This is a genomic window from Micromonospora maris AB-18-032 (genome assembly GCF_000204155.1).
In the GTDB taxonomy this organism is placed as follows: domain Bacteria; phylum Actinomycetota; class Actinomycetes; order Mycobacteriales; family Micromonosporaceae; genus Micromonospora; species Micromonospora gifhornensis.
In genome coordinates this window covers 3,658,814-3,681,236 of the sequence record NC_015434.1, presented here as the reverse complement: position 1 = coordinate 3,681,236, position 22,423 = coordinate 3,658,814, and the positions used below count along the sequence as shown (strand labels likewise).

Here is a 22,423-nt window from a genome sequence, read left to right as displayed (position 1 = left end):
GTAGCGGAGGCGATCGACGCACGGAAGAACCTCCGGCCCCTTGAACGGACGTTTTGTCGCAGCTGCGGCTCACGACCGGGGCATTCACCGACTACATTGCTTTTTTTGAAAGAGTTTGTTGACGGGGCGAGTAGATCATGGGCAGCATGTAGTCGCTTTCGAGATGGCCGATGTCGATGCATGGGAGCGGTGGATGAGCGAGTCGCCGGACGCCGGGAAGACGCTGGCAATGCGGCCGAAGTTGCGGCACGACGTGGTCTTCCTCGACGCTCCGGCCGGGGCGTACCTGCGCGGCCCGGACACCGCCTTCCTGATCAAGGGCAGGACGGCCTTCCGCTGGTTGACCTCGCTGAGCCCGTACCTCACCGGTGAACACACCCTCGCGCAGCTCACCGCGACCCTCGACGACGGGCAGCGCGGGACCGTGCTCACCCTGGTCCGGGCGCTGATCGCCCGCGGCTTCGCCAAGGACGCGGGGGAGCGCACCGAGCTGCCGCAACCGTTGGCCCGTCGATTCGCCGCGCAGGTCGAGTTCGTCGATCACTTCGCCGACGACCCCACCGGCCGGTTCCTGCGCTTCCACCAGGCCCGGGTGGCGCTGGGCGGCAGCGGGGCACCACTACTGGCGGCAGCCCGCGGTCTGCTGCGCAACGGATGCGTCACTCTGGACCTGTACCCCGAGGACGACCCGGGCTGGTACGTCGAAGCCCTCCGCGCCGACCTCGACGAGCTGAGCGCCGACCAGATCGCGGCCGAGGTTAACGTGCACGCAGCGGCGCTGACGGTTGCCGGCGCCGACGCGGTCGTCTACTGCACCGGCCCGGAGGGCCTGTCCCGCCTCGCCGACCTCGCCCGCACCTGCCACCGCGACGGTCCACTGCTGGTGCCGGTGCACTGGGACGAGCAACGCACCGTGATCGGGCCGACCGTGGCCACCGGCCAGACCCCGTGCTGGCTCTGCGCCCAGCTGCGACTCACCGCCGCGGCCGATCCGGCGACGTCGGCGCGGTTCTGGCGCCAACTCGCCGTCTCGGTCGGCGCACCGGCGGTGCTGCCCGAGGTGACCGGCCGGATGGTCGGCAACGCCGCCGCGTTCGAACTGTTCCGGGTGCTCACCGGCGCCCTCCCGGCGGACACTGCCACCGGGGTGCTGCTGCTGGACACGACCACGCTGGAGTCCACCCGGGAGCGAGTGCTGCCGCACCCGGCGTGCCCGGTCTGCCGGCACGTCGAGGTGCCCACTCCCCCGGCGCCCGCCGACAGCGACGACGAGACGACGTACCAGCGGGCCGAGGTGCTGGTGGCGCCGAACGCCGGCGTCTTCACCCGGTTCGTCGACGACCCACTGGAACAGGCGCCGCTGAAGACGGCCCGGCTGCGGCTGCCCGGCCGCAGTGGGCCCCGCGAGGTGACCGCCTTCGACGTGCACACCGTGATGGGCGCCCGGCTGGCCGCCTACCGCACGGCGATCCGCGACCACGCCGGCCGGTACGCCGACCCGTCCGGCACGCTCATTACGAGCGCCGCCGAACTGCGGGAACGTGGCGCTGATCCGGTGTCCTGGACGGAACTGGACACGGCGGCCGGCGCACCGCCGGACGATCCGCGGCGGCGGTGGCTGCCCGCCCGGGTGCTCGGCGGGGCCGACGAGGTCTGGGTTCCGGCCGCGCTGGCACTGCCGACCGGCGGCCACGACACCGAGGGCTGGGCCGAGCCGACGGTGGCCGGGGCCGCCGTCGGGGCCACCCTCGACGAGGTGATCGACCGTGGGCTGGCCGACGCGCTGGCCTACCACGCGCTGATCAGCGCGATGCGCGGTCGTTCGGGCCCACGCCTGGTCGGTGACGAGGAGTTGATCGGCGACGACGACACCGCGTTCGTGGTCAAGGCGGCGCACCGGCTCGGCTGCCGGCTGACGGTCGTCGCGCTGCCGGCCGCCGCGCCGGCCCACGCGGTGCTCGCCGTCACCGAACTGCCCGGCACCGACCGCCGCTACTGGGCGCTGGCCGGTGGCTTCGACCCGGTCACCACCCGGCTGGCCGCCGTGCGGGACGCGGTCGGCCACGTCCAGGTGCGGCACTTCGAGCGGACCGACGCCGACCTCGGCGACCCGGTGCTGCGGGACTTCGAGCCGGCGACGCTCCTCGCCGACCTCGCCCCGGTCGGCTCCACCACCGACCCTGCCGACATCCCAGCCGAGACCGACCGGGCCGCCGTGCTGGCCGCGCTGGCCCAGCGGTCGATCAGCGCGCTGCTGGTGGAGACCACCACCCGCGACATCCATGCCGGCGGGGCGTTCCGCAGCGGCGTGGTCCTGCTGCGCCACCACGGCCGTACGGCCGACTGAAACCACCACGACACGTGGTCCCGACGAGGCACACATCGTGAAAGGAGGTGGAAACATGCCGATCACCCTGAACGACGAGCTGCGCGAACTGGAGACCGAGACCTTCGAGATCGAGGAGGTCGCCGACGGCGAGGAGATGCTCGCGGCGACCAGCTCCAGCTGCTCCTGCTCCAGCTGTTGCAGTTGCAGCACGTCCAGCTGCTGCAGCACCAGCACCAGCACTTCCAGCTGCGGCTGACCGGGTGAACGGGTTCAACCCGACGCCGATGACCCTACGTCCTGGTGGGATCGCAACACGACGCCCAACCGCCGCCGGTGCGAGCCGGCGAGCAGCCCTGCGTGCCTCCGCTGGAACCATCGTGGTGGTGCGGCCCCTACCAGGACCACTGGCGCCGATCGCGGCTCAAGGAGACGTCCGTGCCGACACAACCCCCGACATCCGGTTCGCTCGCCGACTCGGTCCGTAGCGAACTGCGCGACCTGCAGACCGAGACGTTCGAGGTCGAGGACATCGCGGATCTGTCCGCCGACCTGATGGACATCTGCAGCAGCAGCACCAGCACGTCGAGCTGCTCCAGTTGCAGTACGTCCAGTTGTTGCAGCTGTACCTCGTCGAGTTGCAGCAGCACCAGCTAGGTCACCTGCCGCCGGACGTTCCGCACGCCCGGCGGTCGACGTGACCCGCACACCCCGAGGGGAGGTGTACCCAGATGCCGGAGCTCACTGAGGAACTACGCGCGCTCGAGACGGAGACGTTCGAGATCGAGGACGTCGACGCGATCGACGCCATGGTCATGGACTGGTCCAGCTCCAGCTGTTCCTGCTCGAGCTGTTGCAGTTGCAGCACGTCCAGCTGCTGCAGCAGCAGCACCAGCACCGGATGCGGCGGCGGATAACCGCCGCCGCCACCGTCCCCGCCGGCGGTCCACGTCGGCGGGGCACCCGGTACCCCGCCCCCGCCGCACGACCGCAGACAGGTGAACGCATGATCGTCGACGTCCGGACGACCTCCACCGGATGGGACAGCAGCCTCAAGCAGCTCGGTGAGGTGCTCCACGAACGCCGCCAGGACCGGCCGCCCGCGCCGGGCCCGACGCCGCTGGACGGCCTGACCGTCCGCATCGCCGCGCTGGGGCTGATCGACGCCAACCGCGACAGCGCCGAGACGGTGTCCGGCGGCGACGTCCTGCCGGTCTGGTTGTCCAGCGCCACCGCGCTGGTCGGCCCACGCTGGTCGCCGCCGACCCAGGGGGAGCACGTCGGACCCTGCCCGCTCTGCGTGCAGCGTCGCTGGCAGGCCATCCGGGTACGCGAGGAGCGTCACGCCCTGGAGCACGGCGCCCGAGTCGGCACGGTCGGCGCGCTGCCGCACCTGACCCCGTTCGCCGTCGACGCCCTGTGGCAACTCCTCCTCACCGCCGCCGACTCGCCGCCCGACCGGCCGGGAGTGGGCCGCCTCTGGCAGCTGCGCATGGACACCCTGGAGACGACGACCGTGGCGGTGCTGGTCGACTCCGAGTGCCCGACCTGCGCCCGTCCCGTACCGGACACCGCCGAAGCGGCGGTCATGCCGCTGACCAGCCGCCCCAAGCCGGATCCGGAGTCGTACCGGCTGCGGTCGGCCGGGGAACTGGACCTGCCGGTGACGGCGCTGGCCAACCCGCTCGTCGGTGCGCTGGGCGGCAACGCGCTGCGTGCCTACAATGCCACCGCCACCGCGCCGGTGACCGGCTACTTCCGGGTACGCAGCCGCTACGACCTGCACGAGATGTGGTGGAGCGGGCACGCCAACAGCTACGGCAGCAGCGAGACGTACGCGCTGCTGGAAGGGCTGGAACGGTACGCCGGCCAGTTCCCCCGGGCCAGGACGACCACGGTCTTCGACAGCTACACCAACCTCGCCCCGCACGCCCTCGACCCGGCCGGCCTCGGCTACCACCCGGCGTTCTACCACGGCCACGGGCTCTACTACGCCCCGTACTCGCCGACCGAGCCCATGCACTGGGTCTGGGGCTACTCGTTGCGGGACCGGGCACCCCGGCTGGTCCCCGAGCAACTGGTCTACTACCTGGACCGGCGTACCGACCAGCGCAAGTTCGTCCAGGAGTGCTCCAACGGCTGCGCCAGTGGCAGTTGCCTGGAGGAGGCGCTGCTGCACGGCATGCTCGAACTGGTCGAGCGGGACGCCTTCCTGCTCGCCTGGTACGGCTCCGCGCGGCTGGCCGAGATCGACCCGGCCACCTGCCGCGACGAGCGGGTGCACTTCATGATCGACCGGGTGAACCTGCTCGGGTACGACCTGCGCCTGTTCGACACCCGCGCCGACCTGCCCGTCCCGGTGGTCACCGCGGTCGCCGTCAAGCGGGGCGACGGGCTCGGGCAGCTCTGCTTCGCCGCCGGGGCCAGCCTCGACCCCGACGACGCGGTCCGTGCGGCGGTCTGCGAAACCGCGTCGTACGTGCCCGGGTTCGACGAGCGGGTGGCCGCCAGCGAGGCGGAACTGCGGGAGATGACCCGCGACTACACCAAGGTCACCGAACTCAGCCACCACGCCCTGCTGTACGGCCTGCCGGAGATGACCGACCACGCCCGGTTCCTCTTCGACAACCCGCCGCTGCGGTCGATGACCGACCTGTACGGCGACTGGTTGGCGACCCGACCCACCCACGACGACCTGTGGGCCGACACGGAGTACCTCGGCGGCCTGATCGCCGGGCTGGGCGGTGACGTCGTCGCGGTCGACCAGACCTGCCCGGAGCAGGAGATCGCCGGGGTGCACACGGTGGCGGTGGTCGCCCCTGCCCTGGTGCCGATCGACTTCGGCTGGCAGCGGCAGCGGGTGCTCTACAGCGACCGGCTGGAGCGGCACCTGGCCCGAGGCACGCACGGACCGGACCGGCTCGGTGCCACCGGTCGCAACCTGAACCCGCACCCCTTCCCGTAGGAGCACCGGCATGCAGCTTCCGGCCCGCGACATCGTGCGGGAGTACACCGAGGCGGTCTTCCGCCGGGCCCGGGTTCCGATGGAACCCCTCAACTTCGAGGTGGACTGGGGCGACCAGCCCTCCCGCCACACCGCGTACCCGGCTGCCCGCACGGTGCCGCTGCCGACGCGACTGCCCGAACTGGCCACCCTGCGTGACCTGTTCACCGGGGCGTCGCCGTCGGCACCGACGGGCTGGTCGATGACCCGGCTGGCGGCTCTGCTCCGGCTGTCGTACGGGGTGCTCGACCGGCGGATGACCGTCAACTGGAATCAGGACGTCGCCAAACGTGCGCACTTCGAGCACGCGGTCTGGGGGCGGGGCACCGCCTCCGGCGGCGGCATGTACCCGGTGGAGGTGCACCTGGTGGCCGGGGCGTCCGCGCCGCTGCTGCCCGGTGTCTACCACTACGACACCGGCCGCCATGTGCTCCAGCGGCTGCTGGTCGGGGACGTCAGCAGCAACGTTCGAGCTGGGCTGGCCGGACCCGAGGACACCGACAGCTTCCTGGTGGCGAGCATCCGGTTCTGGAAGAACTCCTTCAAGTACAACAGCTTCTGCTACCACGTGGTCACCCAGGATCTCGGTGCGCTGCTCGGCTCCTGGGAGCTGCTGGCGTCGGCGCTGGGTGTGCCGCTGCGTCGGCTGCTCTGCTTCGACCCGGAGCCGATGGACCGGCTGCTCGGGTTCGACAGTGACGAGCAGAGCGTCTTCGCGGTCGTGCCGTTGAGCTGGCACACCGACACCGGGGCCGGTGACCCCGCCGTGCCCACCCGGGCCGGGGACGGCGAGGTCACGCCGGCAACCGTCCAGGTCGGCCACGCCGCGCACGAACGCTCCCAGCGGGTGCGGCGGTTCCCGGCCGTGACCGCGGTGCACCGGGCGGCGGCCACCGCGCCGGCGGTCGACCCCGCCGCGGTGCTGGACGCCGCACCCCGGCCACTGCCCGGCGATCCGGTCGCACTACCCGAACCCCGCCTCGACCTGCTCGACCGGCCCCTGTCGGCGGTGCTGACCGGCCGGTCCAGCAGCTTCGGCCGGTTCCGACGGCCGCCCGAGCTGACCGTCGCCGAACTCGGCACCACCCTCGCGTTCGCCGCCGCCGGCCGCCCTCACCCGGCCGACGCCGGCCTACCCGCCGACGCTGCGGCGCTGACCCGGCTCTGGGTCTTCGCCAACCACCTCGACGGGCTGCCCGCCGGCGGCTACGCCTACTGCGCCCGGCGACACGCGCTGCTGCCCGCCGCGTCCGAACCCGACATCGGGATGTCGGCGTTCCTGCAACAGCAGTACTTCCTCACCAACTACACCATGGGACAGGTCGGCGCGGTGCTGGCCGTCTCCGGACGGCTCGACGCCGTGCTCGACGCGTACGGTCCCCGGGGTTACCGGATCCTCAACGCCGAGATCGGCGCGGTGGCCCAGCGGGTGTACTGCGCCACGACCGCCCAACGGGTCGGCTGCGGGGCGGTGCTGGGCTTCGACAACGTCTCCATGGACACCGCGCTCGGGCTGGACGGCAGCGACGAACGGACGGTGCTGTTCCTGCTCCTCGGCCGCAACTCGGACGCCGTCGCCGACCTGGAGTACCGGCTGTGACACCCCCGACCCACACCGACACGCCGACGAAGGAGATGCCCGTGACGGTGTCGTTGCCCGCCCCGCCGGCCACCGAGATGTCCTGGCTGATGCCCGAGGTGTTCATGCTGCGCACCGGTGGGCTGCCCCTGGAGGTCGCCGACCGGCTCGCCTTCGACCGCAGCGCCGCCTGGGCGAACCAGGTCGTCGACCTGGAGACGCGGCTACGCGACACGGGCCGGGACCTGGCCGACACGTTGCAGGCGGTGGTGGCCCGCCACCTGCACGACGACGGGCTGCGGCAACGACTCATCCGGTTACGCCGCGACGTGTACAACCTGCGCCGGCCGCGCCCGGCCGACCCGGACGCCTGGGCCGACGTCCTCGACGCCGACACCCACCGCGCGTTGACCGACTGGCTGCAGACCTTCGACGCGTACCGGCGCGGGCTCGCCGACGGCCCGGCGGTGCTGGCCGAGGAGTTGACCGAACGCCGCGCGGTGCTGCGGGATCTGGCCGACGACCCCGACCTGCGCGGCGGAATCCTGCTCGCCTCCCCGTCGCTGGACCAGTACCTACCCGGCTACCTCGCCACGCCGGGCCGGCCCGGCAAACGGACCCGCCGGGTGGAGCGGTCGCTGCTGGAGTACGCACTGCGCACCGCCTGCAAGACCAGCCCGTTCAGCCGACTGACCACCGTGAACGTCGGAACCTTCAGCCACGGCGGCGGCCGGCTGCTCGACGTACGCCCGGCCACCGGCGCGGGCAAGACGGCGGTGGCCCGGCTCAACCTCGCCGCGCTGGGCCGGCTTTCGGCCATCGTGCTGGCCGACGAGACGCTGCGCGCGGACCTGCCGGTCACCGTCACCACCGGCTGGCGCATCGAACGGGGCCGGCTGCGCTACCTGCGCCGACGGCGGACCAGTTCGGAGGACGGCGACGCGGCGATCACCCTGGAGTCCATCCACGAGTCGCTGTTCGTGCTGCCCACCGGGCAGGTGCTGCACGACATCCTGGCCGCGCTCGACGGCGGTCGGGTCCGGCGGCTGTCCGAACTGGCCGCCGAACTGGCCGTCGACGGCCGTCCCGCCGACGAGGTCGGGCAGTACCTGCACCACCTGCTGCGCGTCGGTCTGCTGGTGGTGCCGAACCTGCAACTGGACATTCACGCCGACGATCCGGTGGAGGGCTACCGGCGGGCGCTGCGCGACATCGACCGCCCGTGGGCCGACCGGCTCGCCGACCGGGTGGCCAGCGTCAACCGCCTCGCCACCGACTACCCGGACGCCGACGTCGACGGCCGGCGGGCCGCGCTGGCCCAGATCCGCCAGGAGTTGCTCGCCGCCCACACCGACCTCGGCCGCGCCGACATCCCGGCCCCCCGGACCCTGGTGTACGAGGACGCCACCCTGCGTACCGACGCACCGGTCACCGCCGACCGCGACCGGTGGGACCGCACGGTGCTGCCCGGCCTGCGGGCACTGGCGCGGATCATGCCGGTGTTCGACGTCAACCTGCCCCGTCGGGTGGTCACCAAGGGCTTCTTCCTGGCCCGTTACGGGGTCGGGGGCCGGTGCGACGACCTGCTCAGCTTCGCCCACGAGTTCCAGCAGGACTTCTTCGAGCACTACACCGGGCGGTCGATGCGCCGCCGGGCCTTCGACGCCGACAACACCTACGTCCGGCAGGAGAACTGGTTCCGGCAGGACGAGATCACCGCCCTGGACGACGCGCGCATCGAGGTGGCCCGGCGGGTCAACGAGGCGTACGCCGCCCTGCCGGCCGACGCCGAGGAGATGATGCTGGACGAGACGTTCATGGCCGAGGTGGCCGCGATGGTGCCCGACACGCTCGGCACCCTCGACCCGCGTTCCTTCTTCCTCCAACTCGCCGACCAGGGCGACCGGCAGCGGGTGGTGGTCAACCGGGTCTACTCCGGCATGACGCTGCTCTTCTCCCGCTTCGCCCACCTGTTCGCCGCCGAGGATCTGGCCGGGGCGCTGCGCGCCGAGTTGGCCCGGCTCCAACCACCCGGCGCGGTGCTGGCCGAACTGCGCGGCGGGTACGACGCCACCAACCTCAACCTGCACCCGGCGGTCACCCCCTACGAGCTGGTCTGCCCCGGGGAGATCAGCTTCCGGCCGACCGCCGAGCAGATCCACATGGACGACCTCAGTGTCGAGCACGACCCGGTGGCCGACCGGCTGCTGCTGCGCTCGCGCCGGCTCGACGCCGAGGTCATCCCGGTCTACCTGGGTTTCCTGCTGCCGATGGCGCTGCCCGAGGTGCAACAGGTGCTGCTCAACTTCGCCCACCTCGGGATGGCCCAGCCGGATCTGTGGGCCGGCACCACGGTGCCGCTGCCCGAGGGGGGCATGGTCGGTTATCCCCGCATCGTGCACGGCGACCTGGTGTTGCAACGGCGGATGTGGAAGCTGCACCCCGGTCACCTGCCGCCCGCGCGTACCCCGCAGGTCGACGACGCCGAATGGTTCCTCGCCTGGCAGCGGTGGCGGCGGGAGAACGGCCTGCCGCGTCGGGTCTTCGCCACCCCGGAGGGCACCCGGCTGGTTCCCGCCGCCGACGACGGCGAAGCACCCGCCGGTGGTGGCGCGGCCGGTGGTGGCGCGGCCGGTGGTCGCCCGGAGCACAAGCCGCTCTACGTCGACTTCGACAGTTACCTGTGCCTGCAACTGTTGGAGGCGACGGGCCGCTCGGCGGGCAGCCGGCTGGTGCTCGTCGAGATGCTGCCCGACCGCGACGAGCAGGTGGTACGCGGGGCGTCCGGGTCGTACGTGACCGAACTGACCGTGGAACTCAACGGTGTCCGAGGGGGAGTGGACCGTGACTGACTATCCGTCGCCGGTGGACCACGGCTGGCTCAGCGTCCACGTGTTCTACGCCAGCAACGCCAACCCGATGCTGGTGGAGGGCGTGCGGCCGCTGGTGGACGAGTTGCGTGAGGAAGGGCTGATCAGCCGGTACTTCTTCATCAAGTACTGGATGGAGGGCCCGCACGTCCGGCTGCGGGTGCTGCCCGCCCCGGGCGTCGACCCGCAGGTGGTGCGCTCACGGGTGGACGAGGCGATCGCCGCCTTCCTGCGTCGCCGCCCCGCGCTGTACGAGGTGGACAGCGAAGGGCTGGGTGACCTGTACAAGCAGATGTTCCTGGCCGAGTACGGCCAGCAGCGCTGGGACGCCGAGTACGGTGCGACCGGCAGGATGCCGATGCGGGCCAACAACAGCTATCACCACATCCCGTACGAGCGTGAGTACGGCCGCTACGGCGGCCCGGCCGGCATCGAGCTGGCCGAGTGGCACTTCGAGCACTCCAGCGACGTGGTGCTGGACCTGCTGGCCACCACCAACGTGCACGTACGGCCGGTGCTGCTGGGCCTGTCGGCGCAGCTGGGCATGATGCTGTGCGCGGTGTTCCTCGACGACGACCGCCGCATCGCCGAGTTCCTCGACGAGTACCGCCGATTCTGGGAGGTCTCCTACTCCGAGCCGAGCGACGACTACCACGCCAGCTTCGACACCAGCTATCGGCGGATGGACGCCGCGCTGCGCGACCGGCTGGCCGCCATCCGGACGGCGGCACGGGGCCCCGCGTCCGCTCAGGCCACCGGGGTCGAGGGTCGCTGGGCGGCGCACTGCCGTGAACTGCGGGACCGGGTGGTCGCGGCGGCCGGGCAGGGCAAGCTGGTCTTCCAGCGCGGCGATGCCGAGCCTCGGGTGGTCGAGGATCTCGACGCGGTCGTACCGATCGTGCTCAGCTCGTACCTGCACATGACCAACAACCGGCTCGGCGTGAGCATCCTCGACGAGATCTACCTGTCGTACCTGATGCGGGCCGCGCTGCTCGACGAGCCGGCGCCGGCCGGGCCCCGATGACCACCGTCGAGGCCGGCCAGGCCGCCACCTGGGCCCGGCCCCGGCTGCGCCCCGGTATCGTGCTCGGCCCCGGGACGTGGCGGGACGGCAAACTCGTGCACCATGTCAAGGACCCGGAGACCGGCTGGTTCTACCGGGTGGGGCCACGCGAGCACTTCCTGATGTCCCGGATGGACGGCACCCGGAGCCTGGACGACCTGGCCGACGAGTACGCCACCGCCTACCAGCGCCGACTCGGGCCGGAGAACTGGCAGCAACTGTTCGCCATGCTGCACAAGCGGCAACTGCTCGACGGTGCGACGGACCCGGACGCCCTCGCCGCGCTCACCGCCTCGGCCGCGGCGGGCGCGGCGAAGACCCGGCGTGGCCCGCTGTCGGCCCGGCTGCCGCTGTTCGACCCGCAGCGGCTGTTCGACCGGGTGCTGCCCTGGCTGGCCCCGGTGTTCAGCTGGTGGTTCGTGGTGCCGGCGCTGGCGCTCGCGCTGGCCGTCGCGGGCTATGTGGTGTGGCACCTGCCGGAGTTGGCCGGCGGGGTCGGCGGTGGCCGGCCGCTGCCGGCGATCCTGGTCGCGGTGGTGGTCACCTGGTTGATCGTGTTCCTGCACGAGTGCGCGCACGGACTGACCTGCCGGCACTTCGGCGGTCGGGTCACCGAGATCGGGGTGATGTGGCGGTTCCCGCTGCTGGCCCCCTACTGCAAGGTCGACGACGTGGTGCTGTTCACCCCGCGTCGGCGGGTGGCCACGGCGTTCGCCGGTGTCTTCGTGAGCATGCTGGCGCTGGTGCCGTTCGCCGCGTTACGCCTCTGGGGTCCGCCCGGGGTGCTGTACGACCTGGCCGGCACGATGCTGCTGTTCGGCACCGCCACCGCCGCGATCAACCTGGTGCCGTTCCTGCGCCTCGACGGCTATTACATGCTCAGCCACGCGTTGAACCTCGCCGACCTGCGCGTCGACTCGTACCGCTTCTACGGCCGCCTGCTGCGCCAGGGCCCCCGGGCGGTCGCCGGCTACCGGATCCGCGACCGGGTGGCCTTCACCCTGTACGGCCTGACCTCCGTCCTGCTGGCCGGCACCGTACTGACCTTCCTGATCCGCTACTGGTACACCACCCTCGCCAACTGGCTCACGCCCACCTGGGCGGTAGTCATCCTCACCACCGAAGCCGTCCTCCTGGCCACCCTCATCACCCACCTGACCCGCCGCCGCCCCACCCCCACCCCCTGACCCACCCCCACCCCACCCCAAGCTCCGCCGATCTTGCGCTTTCCGTCTGTGCATACCCCTCGAAACGCCGCGAATCAGGGACCAAAAGTGCAAGATCGGCGGGGCGAGGACAGGGGGCGTGGGGGTGGGTTTTTGGGTTTGTGGGGTGGGGTGGGGGTGGGCGGGGGGAGCATGGGGGCGGCGTTACGGAGGACGTGATGGCGGGCGTGCGGGAGACAGCGGTTGAGTCGATCGTCAGCGGCGAGGACGGCAGCCTGGCCGAACAGGTGTGGCGCAACGCGGCCGAGGATCCGGATGCGGTGCAGTTCATCCGCCCGGACCCGGACCCCCGTTCCTGGCCGGTACGACGCTCCGGCCACGGCGGCGCGCTGCCGGTGACCTGTCGGCAGTTCCGCGACGACGTACTGGCGCTGGCCCGTGGCCTCATCGCCGCCGGAATCGTCGGCGGTGATCGGATCGGCCTGCTCAGCCGTACCCGCTACGAGTGGACACTCGTCGACTACGCGCTCTGGTCGATCGGGGCGGTCACCGTACCGATCTACGACACCTCCAGCCCCGACCAGATCCGCTGGATTCTCGCCGACTCCGGTGCGGTCGGCTGCGTGGTGGAGACGGCCGATCACGCCGCCACGGTCGACGGGCTGCGGCCGGAGCTACCGGTGCTGCGGCAGACCTGGCGCATCGACACCGGCGACCTCATCACGCTGGCCGCCCGTGGGCGTGCGGTCGACTCCGCGGCGGTCGACGCCCGTCGCCACGCGGTGACCGGCGACCACCTCGCCACCATCGTCTACACCAGCGGCACCACCGGCCCGCCGAAGGGCTGCATGCTGGCCCATCGCAACATCTCCGCCGACATCGGCAACGCCACCGCCGTCCTGCCGCAACTGCTGCACCCGGGGGCGTCGACGGTGCTGTTCCTGCCGCTGGCACACGCCTTCGCCCGGCTGATCCAGGTCGGCATGGTGCGCAGCCGGGCCACGATGGTGCACAGCGCCGACATGTCCGCGGTGCTCGACCAGCTGCGCCGGTTCCGGCCCACCTTCATCCTCGCCGTACCGCGGCTGTTCGAGAAGATGCACGACCAGGCGCGGCGTACCGCCGAGGACTCCCACCGGGGGGCGCTGTTCAGCCTCGGTGAGTGGACGGCCCTGCGCTACAGCCGAGCTCTCGACCGGCCGGGTGGCCCGCGCCTGCCGTTGCGCCTGGCGCGCCTGCTGTTCGACGTGGTCGCGTACCGCAGGATGCGGGCCGCGCTCGGCGGACGGTGCCGGATGGCCATCGTGGGCGGCGCACCGACGGGGGAGTGGCTCGTGCATTTCTTCCGGGGCGTGGGCATCACCGTGTTGGAGGGGTACGGCCTGACCGAGACGTCCCCGGCGGTGGCGGCGAACCTGCCGTCGGCGATGCGGATCGGTACGGTCGGCCGCCCCCTGCCCGGGGTACGCATCCGAATCTCCGACCAGGGCGAGGTCCTCGTGCGCGGTGAGCTGGTGTTCCCCGGCTACTGGAACAACCCGGAGGCCAGCCAGGAAGCGGTGACCGAGGACGGGTGGCTGCGCACCGGTGATCTGGGTCGGCTCGACGACGACGGCTATCTGCGGATCACCGGCCGGACCAAGGAGATCATGGTCACCGCGGCGGGCAAGAACATCGCCCCGGCACCGATCGAGGAATGCATCCGGGCGCACCCTCTGATCAGCCAGGTGATGCTGGTGGCCGATGGTCGGCCGTACGTGGCCGCGCTGGTGACCCTGGATCCGCAGGCGTGGCAGCGGTGGCGCGACGAGCACGGGCACCCCGGCGCGGCGCTGGCCACGCTCCGCGACGACCCACGTCTGCGCGCCGATGTCCAACACGCGGTCGATCGGGCCAACCGGACGGTGTCGCGCGCCGAGCAGGTGAAGACCTTCCGGATCCTGCCCCGCGATCTCACCGAGATCGACGGCGAACTCACCCCCACCCTCAAGATCAAACGGGACGCGGTGCAGGACCATTTCGCCGACGAGGTCACCGCCCTGTTCCGTTCCCACTGACCCACCGTGCGGCGCGCCCACCGGCCTTGCGCGCCTGCCGGGTTCCCTCCATCCGGACCTGCCCGAGGACGACACGCCGGACGCTGTGTGGTCGGGCCATCGCGGCAGGTTAAGGTGCGTTCGCATCTGTTGGCTGGCGGCATGGAGAAGTCGGTGACGGATCGACGGCGGGGGCGGCTCGGGCACAGTCTGCTGCGGCTCGGACTCCTGGCCGTCGTCGTCGGCTGCGCCTGGGGTGTCCACGAAGTCGCGGCGGTCGGCATCGCCCACGCCGCCGAGTTGTCGGCGGTGGGTTTCGCCCACGTTGCCGGGTCATCGGCGGTCGGCGTCACCCAGGTTACCGAGGCGTCGGTGGTGACCAGGTCGGACACTGCGGCCCACCAGTCGACGCCGCCCTCCATGCCGGATGTGACCGCCGACGCGCCTGACGTCGCCACGGTCGTCACGCAGTTGACCGCCGGTCTCGACGGCGACCTGTCCGTCTACCAGGTGGCCGCGTACTGGCTGGCGGGCGGGAAGATCGTCGCCCATTCGTCGCAGCAGGGGGCCGGGTACGTGCCACTGGCACCGCTGTCCCCGGCACCCGCGTCGAGCGGGCTCGACTCCCGGCCGACCTCGCACAGCAGCGCCGCCGACCTGGGACCGGCCGCGTGGGCACCGCCGCCGGCGCGCAGCCAACTGACCCGTCGGGTCCGGGCCACCCGACGGCCGTCCCGATCCCCTCGTCCGAGAAGCCGACCGGCCTGACCGGGGCAGCCGCCGCGTACCCCTGCGCCGCCGTGCCCGTGCCGGTCGGCCGACGCGGCGTCTGACGCCTGCGGAACCGCAACCCCGCCTCCCCGGAGGTCCGGCCACGCCGGTACGCGCGGCCCGGCCGACCCACTGTGTCACTCGGACTTTCGTCTCCCCAGGAGTTCCCATGCACCAATCCCCCCCGGTCAAACGCGCCCGTTGGCGCGACATCGACTGGATCGTCGACCTCGTGACCGCTACCGTCGCCCCCACCACACTCGGTGCCTGGCTGGTGCCCGACGAGCGACGGCGTCCCGCCGTGCTTGCCGCCGCGGCACGCATCTGGGTCGAACACGCCCTGCTGTTCGGCGACGCCTTCCTGCTCACCGACGGCGCGGCGGCCACCGTCTGGTTCCACCGTTATCGTCCGATCCCACCGCCGTCGCGCTACGGCGAGCGCATCAAGGACGCCTGCGGCGAGCACGTGGACCGCTTCCGCCGGCTGGACCGGGCCCTCGGCGCGTGTCATCCGCAGGAGCCGCACAACCACCTGGCGATCCTCGCGGCGCCGCCGGACACGCAACGGGCGAGCCAGGCCGCGGCCGTGCTCGCCGGCAGTCACCGGTTGATGGACACCTTCGGTCTGCCGATCTACGCCGACCTGTACAGCGACGCCGATCGGTGGCTCTACCAACGCCTCGGCTATCGCAAGCACCACGAGGTGGTGCGGCCGGACGGGGCCCGCGTCGACCTGCTGTGGCGACCCGCCTCACCGACGCGGATCCACCCCACGCCGTTCGCCGGTCCCTGCCCCGACCAGCAGCTACCCGAACATGCCATGACGCCGGGTTAGTGCCTGCCACGCGAACCGGCCCGGTGTGATCGGTCCTGCGCCAGTCGAAGGGAGGCGTGTCCGCCTCAATCCGGCAGCAGGGGCATCTCCGGGCCGGCATCGTGACCGAGCAGCACCGCGCGGGTCAGGGCGGTGGAACCGAAACGTTCGCGGACCGCGTCGACGGCCGCGTCCAACTCGGCCGTCGGGTCGCTGTCCCACGGCAGGGTGAGCTGGACGTGCCCGTCGCCCAGGTTGCCGACCGCGACACCGATCAGCGTGACGCCGCGGCGTTCGATCTCGGGCTGAGCCGCCCGCAGCAGACCGCGAGCGGCGCCGAGCACGACAGGCGTGTCGGCGGTCGCCTTGGCCAGGGTGTGGGAGCGGGTGGCCCGGGCGTAGTCGGCGAAACGCAGCCGCAGGGTGATGGTGCGTCCGGTGCGGGCGGCCGACCGTAGCCGCCGGGTGACCCGGTCGACCAGGCCGGCGAGGATCGCCTCCAGCTCGGCCGGGCGCCGCCCCGAGCGGCCCAACGCGTGTTGCGCACCCATCGAGCCGCGACGCCGACCGACCTGCACCGGCCGGGGGTCGCGGTTGTGGGCCAGCGCGTGCAGGTGCCGTCCGGCACCTGCGCCGAGCAAGGACACCAGCGTCGCCTCACCGAGACGGGCCACGTCACCGACGGTACGGATCCGGTGCCGGCGGAGCTTGTCGGCGGTCACCGGCCCGACTCCCCACAGCCGCTCGACAGGCAACGGATGCAGGAAGGCCAACTCCCCGGCCGGCGCGACGACCAGCAGGCCGTCCGGCTTGGCCACCCCACTGGCGACCTTGGCCAGGAACTTCGTCCGGGCCACGCCCACCGTGATCGGCAGGCCGACCTGCTCGCGTACCGCCCGGCGCAGCCCGGCCGCGATCGCCTCGGGCGGACCGACCAGGCGGCGCAGACCGCCGACGTCGAGGAACGCCTCGTCGATGGAGAGCCCTTCGACCAGGGGAGTGGTCTGCCGGAAGACCTCGAACACCGCCCGGCTGGCCGCGCTGTAGGCGGCCATCCTGGGTGGTACGACGACCGCGTCCGGGCACAGCCGGCGCGCCTGCGCACCGCCCATTCCGCTGCGTACGCCCCGGGCCTTGGCCTGGTAGCTGGCCGCCAACACCACCCCACCGCCCACGATCACCGCCCGGCCGCGTAGCCGTGGATCGTCGCGCTGCTCGACCGAGGCGTAGAACGCGTCCAGGTCGGCATGCAGGATGGTGGCCTCGCCCGACACCCCGCCATCATCGCACACACGTACTAAAAGCGGGTTTGACCTGCCGTGAATCACCCCGACGAGACACCTCAACGCCGCACGGGTGCCGGGTCAGGTCTGCGCGGTCGGGGACGGGGTGGCGCTGCCGCCCTGCGGCGATTCCTGCGACATCAGTTCCGCGATGGCGGCGCGGTCGGCCGCGGACGGCAGTCCCCAATCCGGGCGGTACCCGTACACCTCGCGCAGTGGGGTGGAGGTGGTCCGGCCGCCGAGGATCTCCACGGCGTCGGTGTCGATCAGGCCGGGATGTTCGACACCGCACGCCTCGGCGACCTTCAGCAGGTCCCGCCGCAGCGTCTTGACGTAGTGCGCGGCGCGGACCGCCTTCGATGCCGGGTCCAGACCCCGGGTCAGCCAGGCGTTCTGGGTGGCCACCCCGGTCGGGCAGCTGTCGGCGTGGCACTTCTGGGCCTGGATGCAGCCGATCGCCAGCATCGCCTCCCGACCGACGGCCACCATGTCGCAACCGAGCGCGAAGGCGACAGTCGCGTTGTCGGGCAGGCCCAGCTTGCCGGAGCCGACGAAAACCACCTGCTCGTGCAGGTCACGCTCGGCGAACGTGGTGTAGACCCGGGTGAAGCCCTGCTGGAACGGCAGCGACACGGAGTCGGTGAAGATCAGTGGCGCGGCGCCGGTGCCGCCCTCGCCGCCGTCGACGGTGACGAAGTCGACGCCCCGGCCGGTGTCGCGCATCAGGTCGGTCAGTTCGGTCCAGAAGTCGAGGTCACCGACGGCGGACTTGATGCCGACCGGCAGGCCGGTCTCGGCCGCCAGCAACTCCACCCAGTCGAGCAGGCTGTCGCAGTCGGAGAACTCGGCGTGCCGGGACGGACTCACACAGTCCCGCCCGACCGGGATGCCCCGGGTCGCGGCGATCTCCGCCGACACCTTTGCCGCCGGCAGCAGCCCGCCCAGGCTGGGCTTGGCACCCTGACTGAGCTTGATCTCCAGGGCCCGTACCGGCGCGCCGGCCACCACGTCCTTGAGCCGGGCCAGGTCGAACCGGCCCCGGTCGTCACGACAACCGAAGTACGCCGTGCCGAGCTGGAAGATCAGCTCACCGCCGTGCCGGTGGTACGGCGACAGCCCACCCTCGCCGGTGTTGTGCAGGCACCCGGCGATCGCCGCGCCCCGGTTCAACGCCTCGACCGCCGGCCCGGACAGCGAGCCGAAGCTCATCCCGGACAGATTCACCACCGACTCCGGTCGGAACGCGCGGGCGCGTCCCCGGGCCGCGCCGAGCACCTTGGCGCACGGCAGCCGCACCTCGTGCCCGACCGTCGGCGTGGACGCCGGCACCGCCCGACCGAACGTACGGTGCTTGATCACCGGGTAGCCGGGGGTGAACTCGATGTCGTTGTCGGTGCCGAAGCCGAAGTAGTTGTTCTGCTGCTTGGCCGAGGCGTACACCCAGCGGCGCTGGTCGCGGGTGAACGGGCGTTCCTCGTTGTTGCCGGCCACGATGTACTGCCGCAGTTCCGGCCCGATCGCCTCGAGCAGGTAGCGGGCCCGGCCCAGCAGGGGGAAGTTGCGTCGTAACGCGTGTTCGCGTTGCAGCAGGTCGCGGGTGGCGACGGCGGCGAGCGCGGCGACGGCTGCGGGTACGGCGTGGCGGGCCCATCTCATCTGGCCACTCTTTCCGCCACCGTGCCAGGTCAAACGTCTCGCCGGCCGGTCAACGGCGACGACGCATTGACCGAGGGTGCTACCTGTGGCGGTGTGTCCGCGACCGACCATCACGCACCGGGCTCGGTGCCCGGCGGCGCCGCCCGCCGTCCACCGTCCCCGTCGCACGAAACACCAACCGGCCGGCGGCGGACGGCACCTGAGGGACGGATGGCCCCGACGAACGTGGTGACGATAATGATCACCGTATCCAGGAACACCGTCCAGCTGTGCGGAGCACGGGGAGCGGCGACATGATCGGATGGCAGGTTTCCGGTTACACCTCGGTCCGCCGGCTCGGTGCCGGTGCGTCCGGCAGTGTCGACCTCGCCGTCCACGACGCCACCGGCACCCCAGTGGCGATCAAGTACCTGACCGGCCGGCTCCACGACGACCTGTTTCGGGCTGCCTTCCGGACCGAGGCCCAGCTGCTGTCCGACATCGACGACCCGTACGTCTGTCGCCTCTACGAGTATGTCGAGGCGCCCGATGGGGCGGCGATCGTGATGGAACTGGTGAACGGGGTGTCGCTGCGCCAGATGCTGCGTGCCCAGGGGCCGACCACACCGGAGTCTGCGCTCTGCGTACTCAAGGGCTCGCTGGCCGGGCTGGCCGCCGCCCACGCCCGTGGGGTGGTGCACCGCGACTACAAGCCGGAGAACGTGCTCATCTCCGCCGAGGGCGCGAGCAAACTCGCCGACTTCGGGATCGCCATGCCGGTCGGCGCCGACTCCGGCGGCAGCGTCACCGGCACACCCCGTTACATGGCCCCCGAACAGTGGACCGGCGCCCCCGCCAGCCCGGCGTGCGACATCTACGCCGCGACCGCCACCTTCTTCGAGTGCCTCACCGGCCACCCCCCGTACGACGGACGGGACCTGGCCACCCTGCGACAGCAGCACGTTCGCGGGTCGATCCCGACCGACCCGGCCCCGCGCCCGATGCACGGGCTGCTGCGGCACGGCATGGCCAAGCGTCCCGCTGACCGGCCGCAGCCCGCGCAGGTCTTCCTCGCCGAGCTCGAACGGGCGGCCGTCGGGGCGTACGGAGCGGACTGGGAGGAACGCGGCCTGCGGGAACTGGGCCGGCGGGCCGCGCTGCTGGCCGCCCTCTTCCCGTTCCCGGACGGCAGCGGCGGCACCGTCAGCGTGGCCAGCACCGCGCTCGGCGCGTCCGGCGCACCGCCGGGCGGGGACGGCACCGGCGAGCGGCCGGCACCGCGCCGCACCGGCCGGGCCCGGGCAGCGCTGGTCGGTGGCGGGTTGGTGACGGCGCTGCTGGTCGGCGGCGTCGGGCTCGGCTACGCGGCGCAGGACGAGCCGCCGGTACCGACCGGTGCGGCGGCCGAGGCGAGGACGGACCTGACCGTCGACCCGGCCGCGACAGTCGGCGCCGTGCTCACACCTGCTCCGACCCTCACGTCCACGCCCGACGTGTCTGGCACCCCCACCCTCACACCTGCGGCCCCGACGACCGGCGGCACCACCGCCGCAGCCGGACCCAGCACCTCGCCGACGCCCAGCGACAGCCCCGCACCGTCCACCGTGGCCCCGACTCCGTCGACCAGCACCAGCCCCGCGCCACCATCGGACGCCGCGCCCACGATCGGCCGGGTCTCGGTGAGCCCCACCGAACTGGATCCGGTCGGCTGTCCCTTCGGACCCACCACGAGCACCGTCACCGCCATCGTCGATGACGACCACTCGGCCTCGGTCGACCTGCGGGTCCACTTCCGCTACACGATCGGGCAGCAGTCGCACGAGCGGAGCCTGAGCCTGCTGAAAAGCGGCCAGTTCCGGGGCGTGCTGGGCGATCTGCCCCAGCCCAGGTCCACCACCCGGATCCCGGTGACGGTCGTCGCGACGGACGCCGCCGGCAACACCGCCACCAGTCAGACGGTGTACGTCACCCTCTATCCCTTCTGCACGCCGGGCTGACCGGGCGTACCCACCTACCAGGCCGACGACGACGTGGGAGACCCAGCCGTGACCCAGCCCGACGACGTGACCCAGGCGCTACCGACCCAGCAGATGCCGCCGGCCCCGCCCGCGCACCCCCGCACCCCGTCGGTATCGACGGAGGAACCGACGGTGTCGCTGCATGGCGGTGAACCGACGGTGTCGTTGGGTGGTGGTGAACCGACGGTGTCGCTGGACCAGACCGTGCGCCGGATGGCCCCGAACCTCGGTGCCACCGACGGAGACCTCACCGTGTCCCTCGCCCCGGCCGGCATGACAACGTACGCCCCGACCGCCACCGGCGCGTACGCCGTGACCCATCCGGGTCAGGCCACGGCGGCCCAGGTCGCATTCGACACGGTACGCACGACCGGCGCGCAGCCTGGGGGCGGCGCGTTCGCGGCTCCGATCACCGATCCCGGCGGTGAGCTGCGGTTCGGGCCTGGTGTGCCGGCCGGTCCGCCGCCGGCACCCGCATGGCCGACCCCGGTGCCTGCGCCGCGTCCCCGGTCCGCCTGGCGCCGGCTGGTGTCGGTGCTGTCCACCCTGCTCACCCTCGCCCTGATCGCCGCCGTCGGGCTCTGGATCTGGCAGCGGCTCGACCCGCTGGAGATCGGTGAGGTGAGCATCGTCGTGCCCCGGCCGGCCGGCGCGCGGTGCGACGTCACGGTGGACGTGGTCGCCACGGTGCACACGAACGGCCGTGCGGGCACCATCGAGTACCAGTGGCTGCGCTCCGGGAGCGCACCGGGTGCACTGCTGCGCGAGCGGGTCGGCCCGGGGCAGCGGACGGTCGAGTTGACCCTACGGTGGTCGTTCAGCGGAGTTGGCAGCACCACCGAGACGGCCACTGTGAACATCGTTTCGCCGTCATCCGCGCAGGCGGTCACCGAGGTCGCGTACGCCTGTCCGGGCTGAGCCGGACGCTACCGACGTTTCTCGCGCTGGTCACCCGGGTAGGTCGGGCCGGACGTATCACCCGCCCCCTGTGGAGGACCATCCGATGCGAGACAACTTCGGTGACGCGGTGGGGGAGACCCTCCGCTCGATACTGCTCTTCCTACCCCGAGCCGTCGCCTTCGTGGCGATCCTGGTGGCCGGTTGGCTGATCGCCAAGGCCGTACTGAAGCTCGCGGACCGGCTGCTCGAACGCGTCGGCTTCGACCGCGCCGTCGAGCGTGGCGGCATCCGCCGGGCGCTGGCCAACTCCCGGTACGACGCCAGCGACATCGTCGCCCGGCTGGCCTACTACGGTGTCCTGCTGCTCACCCTCTACCTCGCCTTCGGCATCTGGGGCCCGAACCCGATCTCCGACCTGATCGCCGGAGTGATCGCCTGGCTGCCGCGGGCCTTCGTCGCGATCGTCATCGTGGTCGTCGCCGCGGCGATCGCCAGCGCGGTGAAGGACATCATCTCGGGGGCGCTCGGTGGCCTGTCGTACGGCCGGCTGCTGGCCACCATCGCCTCGGTGTTCATCCTCGGTCTGGGCATCATCGCCGCCCTCAACCAGATCGGGATCGCCACCGCCGTGACCACTCCGGTGCTGATCGCCGTGCTCGCCACCGTCGGCGGCATCCTGGTCGTCGGGGTCGGCGGCGGGCTGGTGCGGCCCATGCAGAGCCGCTGGGAGTCCTGGCTGTCCCGCGCAGAGCAGGAGACGCGGACCATCACCGAGCATGCCCGCGCCTACTCCGCCACCCGCCGCGACGCCCAGCAGCGCCCGGCCGAACCCGTCGCCCCTGCCGCCGGCATCGTCACCGAGTCGACGAGCTTTGCCGGGCCGACCACCCCCACCGGGCCGACCACTCCCGCCGTCGACGTACCGGCCGAGCCGACCTTCACCGCTCCGACCGCGAGC

At 72.0% G+C, this 22,423-nt stretch carries 16 protein-coding genes and 1 pseudogene; 15 read left to right on the top strand and 2 right to left on the bottom strand.

Translation table 11 applies throughout. From position 1 onward, the window contains the following. Positions 1 to 193: 193 nt before the first annotated feature. The 12 genes from VAB18032_RS16390 to VAB18032_RS16335 all read left to right on the top strand — a co-directional run bounded on the left by VAB18032_RS16390 (position 194) and on the right by VAB18032_RS16335 (position 15,650). On the top strand, positions 194 to 2,347 hold the full coding sequence (locus VAB18032_RS16390; protein WP_013733985.1) for a TOMM precursor leader peptide-binding protein: 2,154 nt from the start codon (positions 194 to 196) through the stop codon (positions 2,345 to 2,347). A gap of 55 nt (positions 2,348 to 2,402) precedes the next feature. Continuing rightward, entirely contained in the window at positions 2,403 to 2,585 is a 183-nt protein-coding gene (locus VAB18032_RS32240) for a hypothetical protein (protein WP_013733984.1), read from the top strand. 179 nt (positions 2,586 to 2,764) lie between these two features. Further along, positions 2,765 to 2,983: a thiazolylpeptide-type bacteriocin gene (locus VAB18032_RS30785; protein ID WP_081476133.1), complete on the top strand. Its 219-nt coding sequence runs from the start codon at positions 2,765 to 2,767 to the stop codon at positions 2,981 to 2,983. Between the two features lie 74 nt (positions 2,984 to 3,057). Then, the gene (locus VAB18032_RS33545; RefSeq protein ID WP_046564718.1) at positions 3,058 to 3,243 is read left to right on the top strand and encodes a thiazolylpeptide-type bacteriocin; all 186 of its coding nucleotides are present in this window, start codon (positions 3,058 to 3,060) and stop codon (positions 3,241 to 3,243) included. Between the two features lie 89 nt (positions 3,244 to 3,332). After that, complete coding sequence (locus VAB18032_RS16370; protein ID WP_013733981.1) at positions 3,333 to 5,291, top strand: TOMM precursor leader peptide-binding protein; 1,959 nt, start codon at positions 3,333 to 3,335, stop codon at positions 5,289 to 5,291. Between the two features lie 10 nt (positions 5,292 to 5,301). After that, positions 5,302 to 6,930 (top strand): SagB family peptide dehydrogenase, encoded by a 1,629-nt coding sequence (locus VAB18032_RS16365; RefSeq protein WP_013733980.1) that lies wholly within the window; start codon positions 5,302 to 5,304, stop codon positions 6,928 to 6,930. 41 nt (positions 6,931 to 6,971) lie between these two features. Further along, the gene (locus VAB18032_RS16360) at positions 6,972 to 9,761 is read left to right on the top strand and encodes a lantibiotic dehydratase (RefSeq protein ID WP_158309502.1); all 2,790 of its coding nucleotides are present in this window, start codon (positions 6,972 to 6,974) and stop codon (positions 9,759 to 9,761) included. Continuing rightward, complete coding sequence (locus VAB18032_RS16355) at positions 9,754 to 10,803, top strand: thiopeptide-type bacteriocin biosynthesis protein (protein WP_043724535.1); 1,050 nt, start codon at positions 9,754 to 9,756, stop codon at positions 10,801 to 10,803. Before VAB18032_RS16360 ends, VAB18032_RS16355 begins: the two co-directional genes overlap by 8 nt. Then, positions 10,800 to 12,029, top strand: a complete 1,230-nt coding sequence (locus VAB18032_RS16350) for a M50 family metallopeptidase (RefSeq protein WP_013733977.1) — start codon at positions 10,800 to 10,802, stop codon at positions 12,027 to 12,029. Before VAB18032_RS16355 ends, VAB18032_RS16350 begins: the two co-directional genes overlap by 4 nt. Positions 12,030 to 12,226: 197 nt before the next feature. Then, positions 12,227 to 14,065, top strand: a complete 1,839-nt coding sequence (locus tag VAB18032_RS16345) for an AMP-dependent synthetase/ligase (protein ID WP_013733976.1) — start codon at positions 12,227 to 12,229, stop codon at positions 14,063 to 14,065. Positions 14,066 to 14,218: 153 nt separating this feature from the next. After that, positions 14,219 to 14,812: a hypothetical protein gene (locus VAB18032_RS16340; protein ID WP_126711024.1), complete on the top strand. Its 594-nt coding sequence runs from the start codon at positions 14,219 to 14,221 to the stop codon at positions 14,810 to 14,812. Positions 14,813 to 14,984: 172 nt separating this feature from the next. Then, the gene (locus VAB18032_RS16335; RefSeq protein WP_013733974.1) at positions 14,985 to 15,650 is read left to right on the top strand and encodes a hypothetical protein; all 666 of its coding nucleotides are present in this window, start codon (positions 14,985 to 14,987) and stop codon (positions 15,648 to 15,650) included. A 65-nt stretch (positions 15,651 to 15,715) separates the two neighbouring features. Here VAB18032_RS16335 and dinB read toward each other — a convergent pair whose 3' ends face one another. Further along, positions 15,716 to 16,903, bottom strand: coding sequence for a DNA polymerase IV (gene dinB / locus VAB18032_RS16330; RefSeq protein WP_013733973.1), 1,188 nt, complete (start codon positions 16,901 to 16,903; stop codon positions 15,716 to 15,718). A gap of 90 nt (positions 16,904 to 16,993) precedes the next feature. Then, a complete protein-coding gene (locus VAB18032_RS16325) occupies positions 16,994 to 18,568 on the bottom strand; it encodes an FMN-binding glutamate synthase family protein (RefSeq protein ID WP_013733972.1) in 1,575 nt (524 codons plus the stop codon). Between the two features lie 293 nt (positions 18,569 to 18,861). Here VAB18032_RS16325 and VAB18032_RS16320 point away from each other — a divergent pair, with 293 nt between their 5' ends. From VAB18032_RS16320 to VAB18032_RS32890, 3 genes and pseudogenes are all read left to right on the top strand, one after another. Further along, positions 18,862 to 20,544 carry a serine/threonine-protein kinase gene (locus VAB18032_RS16320; RefSeq protein WP_013733971.1) on the top strand — a complete coding sequence of 561 codons (1,683 nt, stop codon included), beginning with the start codon at positions 18,862 to 18,864 and terminating at the stop codon, positions 20,542 to 20,544. Positions 20,545 to 20,592: 48 nt separating this feature from the next. Continuing rightward, the gene (locus tag VAB18032_RS16315) at positions 20,593 to 21,483 is read left to right on the top strand and encodes a hypothetical protein (RefSeq protein WP_013733970.1); all 891 of its coding nucleotides are present in this window, start codon (positions 20,593 to 20,595) and stop codon (positions 21,481 to 21,483) included. An 85-nt stretch (positions 21,484 to 21,568) separates the two neighbouring features. Then, positions 21,569 to 22,294 (top strand): annotated as a pseudogene (locus VAB18032_RS32890) (membrane protein); the annotation flags it as partial. Positions 22,295 to 22,423 lie beyond the last annotated feature (129 nt).

Bases quoted from the DNA above. Each gene is read 5' to 3' on its own strand.
- VAB18032_RS16345 (WP_013733976.1), top strand. From the start codon at position 12,227: ATGGCGGGCGTGCGGGAGACAGCGGTTGAGTCGATCGTCAGCGGCGAG.
- VAB18032_RS32240 (WP_013733984.1), top strand. From the start codon at position 2,403: ATGCCGATCACCCTGAACGACGAGCTGCGCGAACTGGAGACCGAGACC.
- VAB18032_RS16320 (WP_013733971.1), top strand. From the start codon at position 18,862: ATGATCGGATGGCAGGTTTCCGGTTACACCTCGGTCCGCCGGCTCGGT.
- VAB18032_RS16365 (WP_013733980.1), top strand. From the start codon at position 5,302: ATGCAGCTTCCGGCCCGCGACATCGTGCGGGAGTACACCGAGGCGGTC.
- VAB18032_RS16335 (WP_013733974.1), top strand. From the start codon at position 14,985: ATGCACCAATCCCCCCCGGTCAAACGCGCCCGTTGGCGCGACATCGAC.
- VAB18032_RS16350 (WP_013733977.1), top strand. From the start codon at position 10,800: ATGACCACCGTCGAGGCCGGCCAGGCCGCCACCTGGGCCCGGCCCCGG.
- VAB18032_RS16325 (WP_013733972.1), bottom strand. From the start codon at position 18,568: ATGAGATGGGCCCGCCACGCCGTACCCGCAGCCGTCGCCGCGCTCGCC.
- VAB18032_RS33545 (WP_046564718.1), top strand. From the start codon at position 3,058: ATGCCGGAGCTCACTGAGGAACTACGCGCGCTCGAGACGGAGACGTTC.
- VAB18032_RS16390 (WP_013733985.1), top strand. From the start codon at position 194: ATGAGCGAGTCGCCGGACGCCGGGAAGACGCTGGCAATGCGGCCGAAG.
- VAB18032_RS16370 (WP_013733981.1), top strand. From the start codon at position 3,333: ATGATCGTCGACGTCCGGACGACCTCCACCGGATGGGACAGCAGCCTC.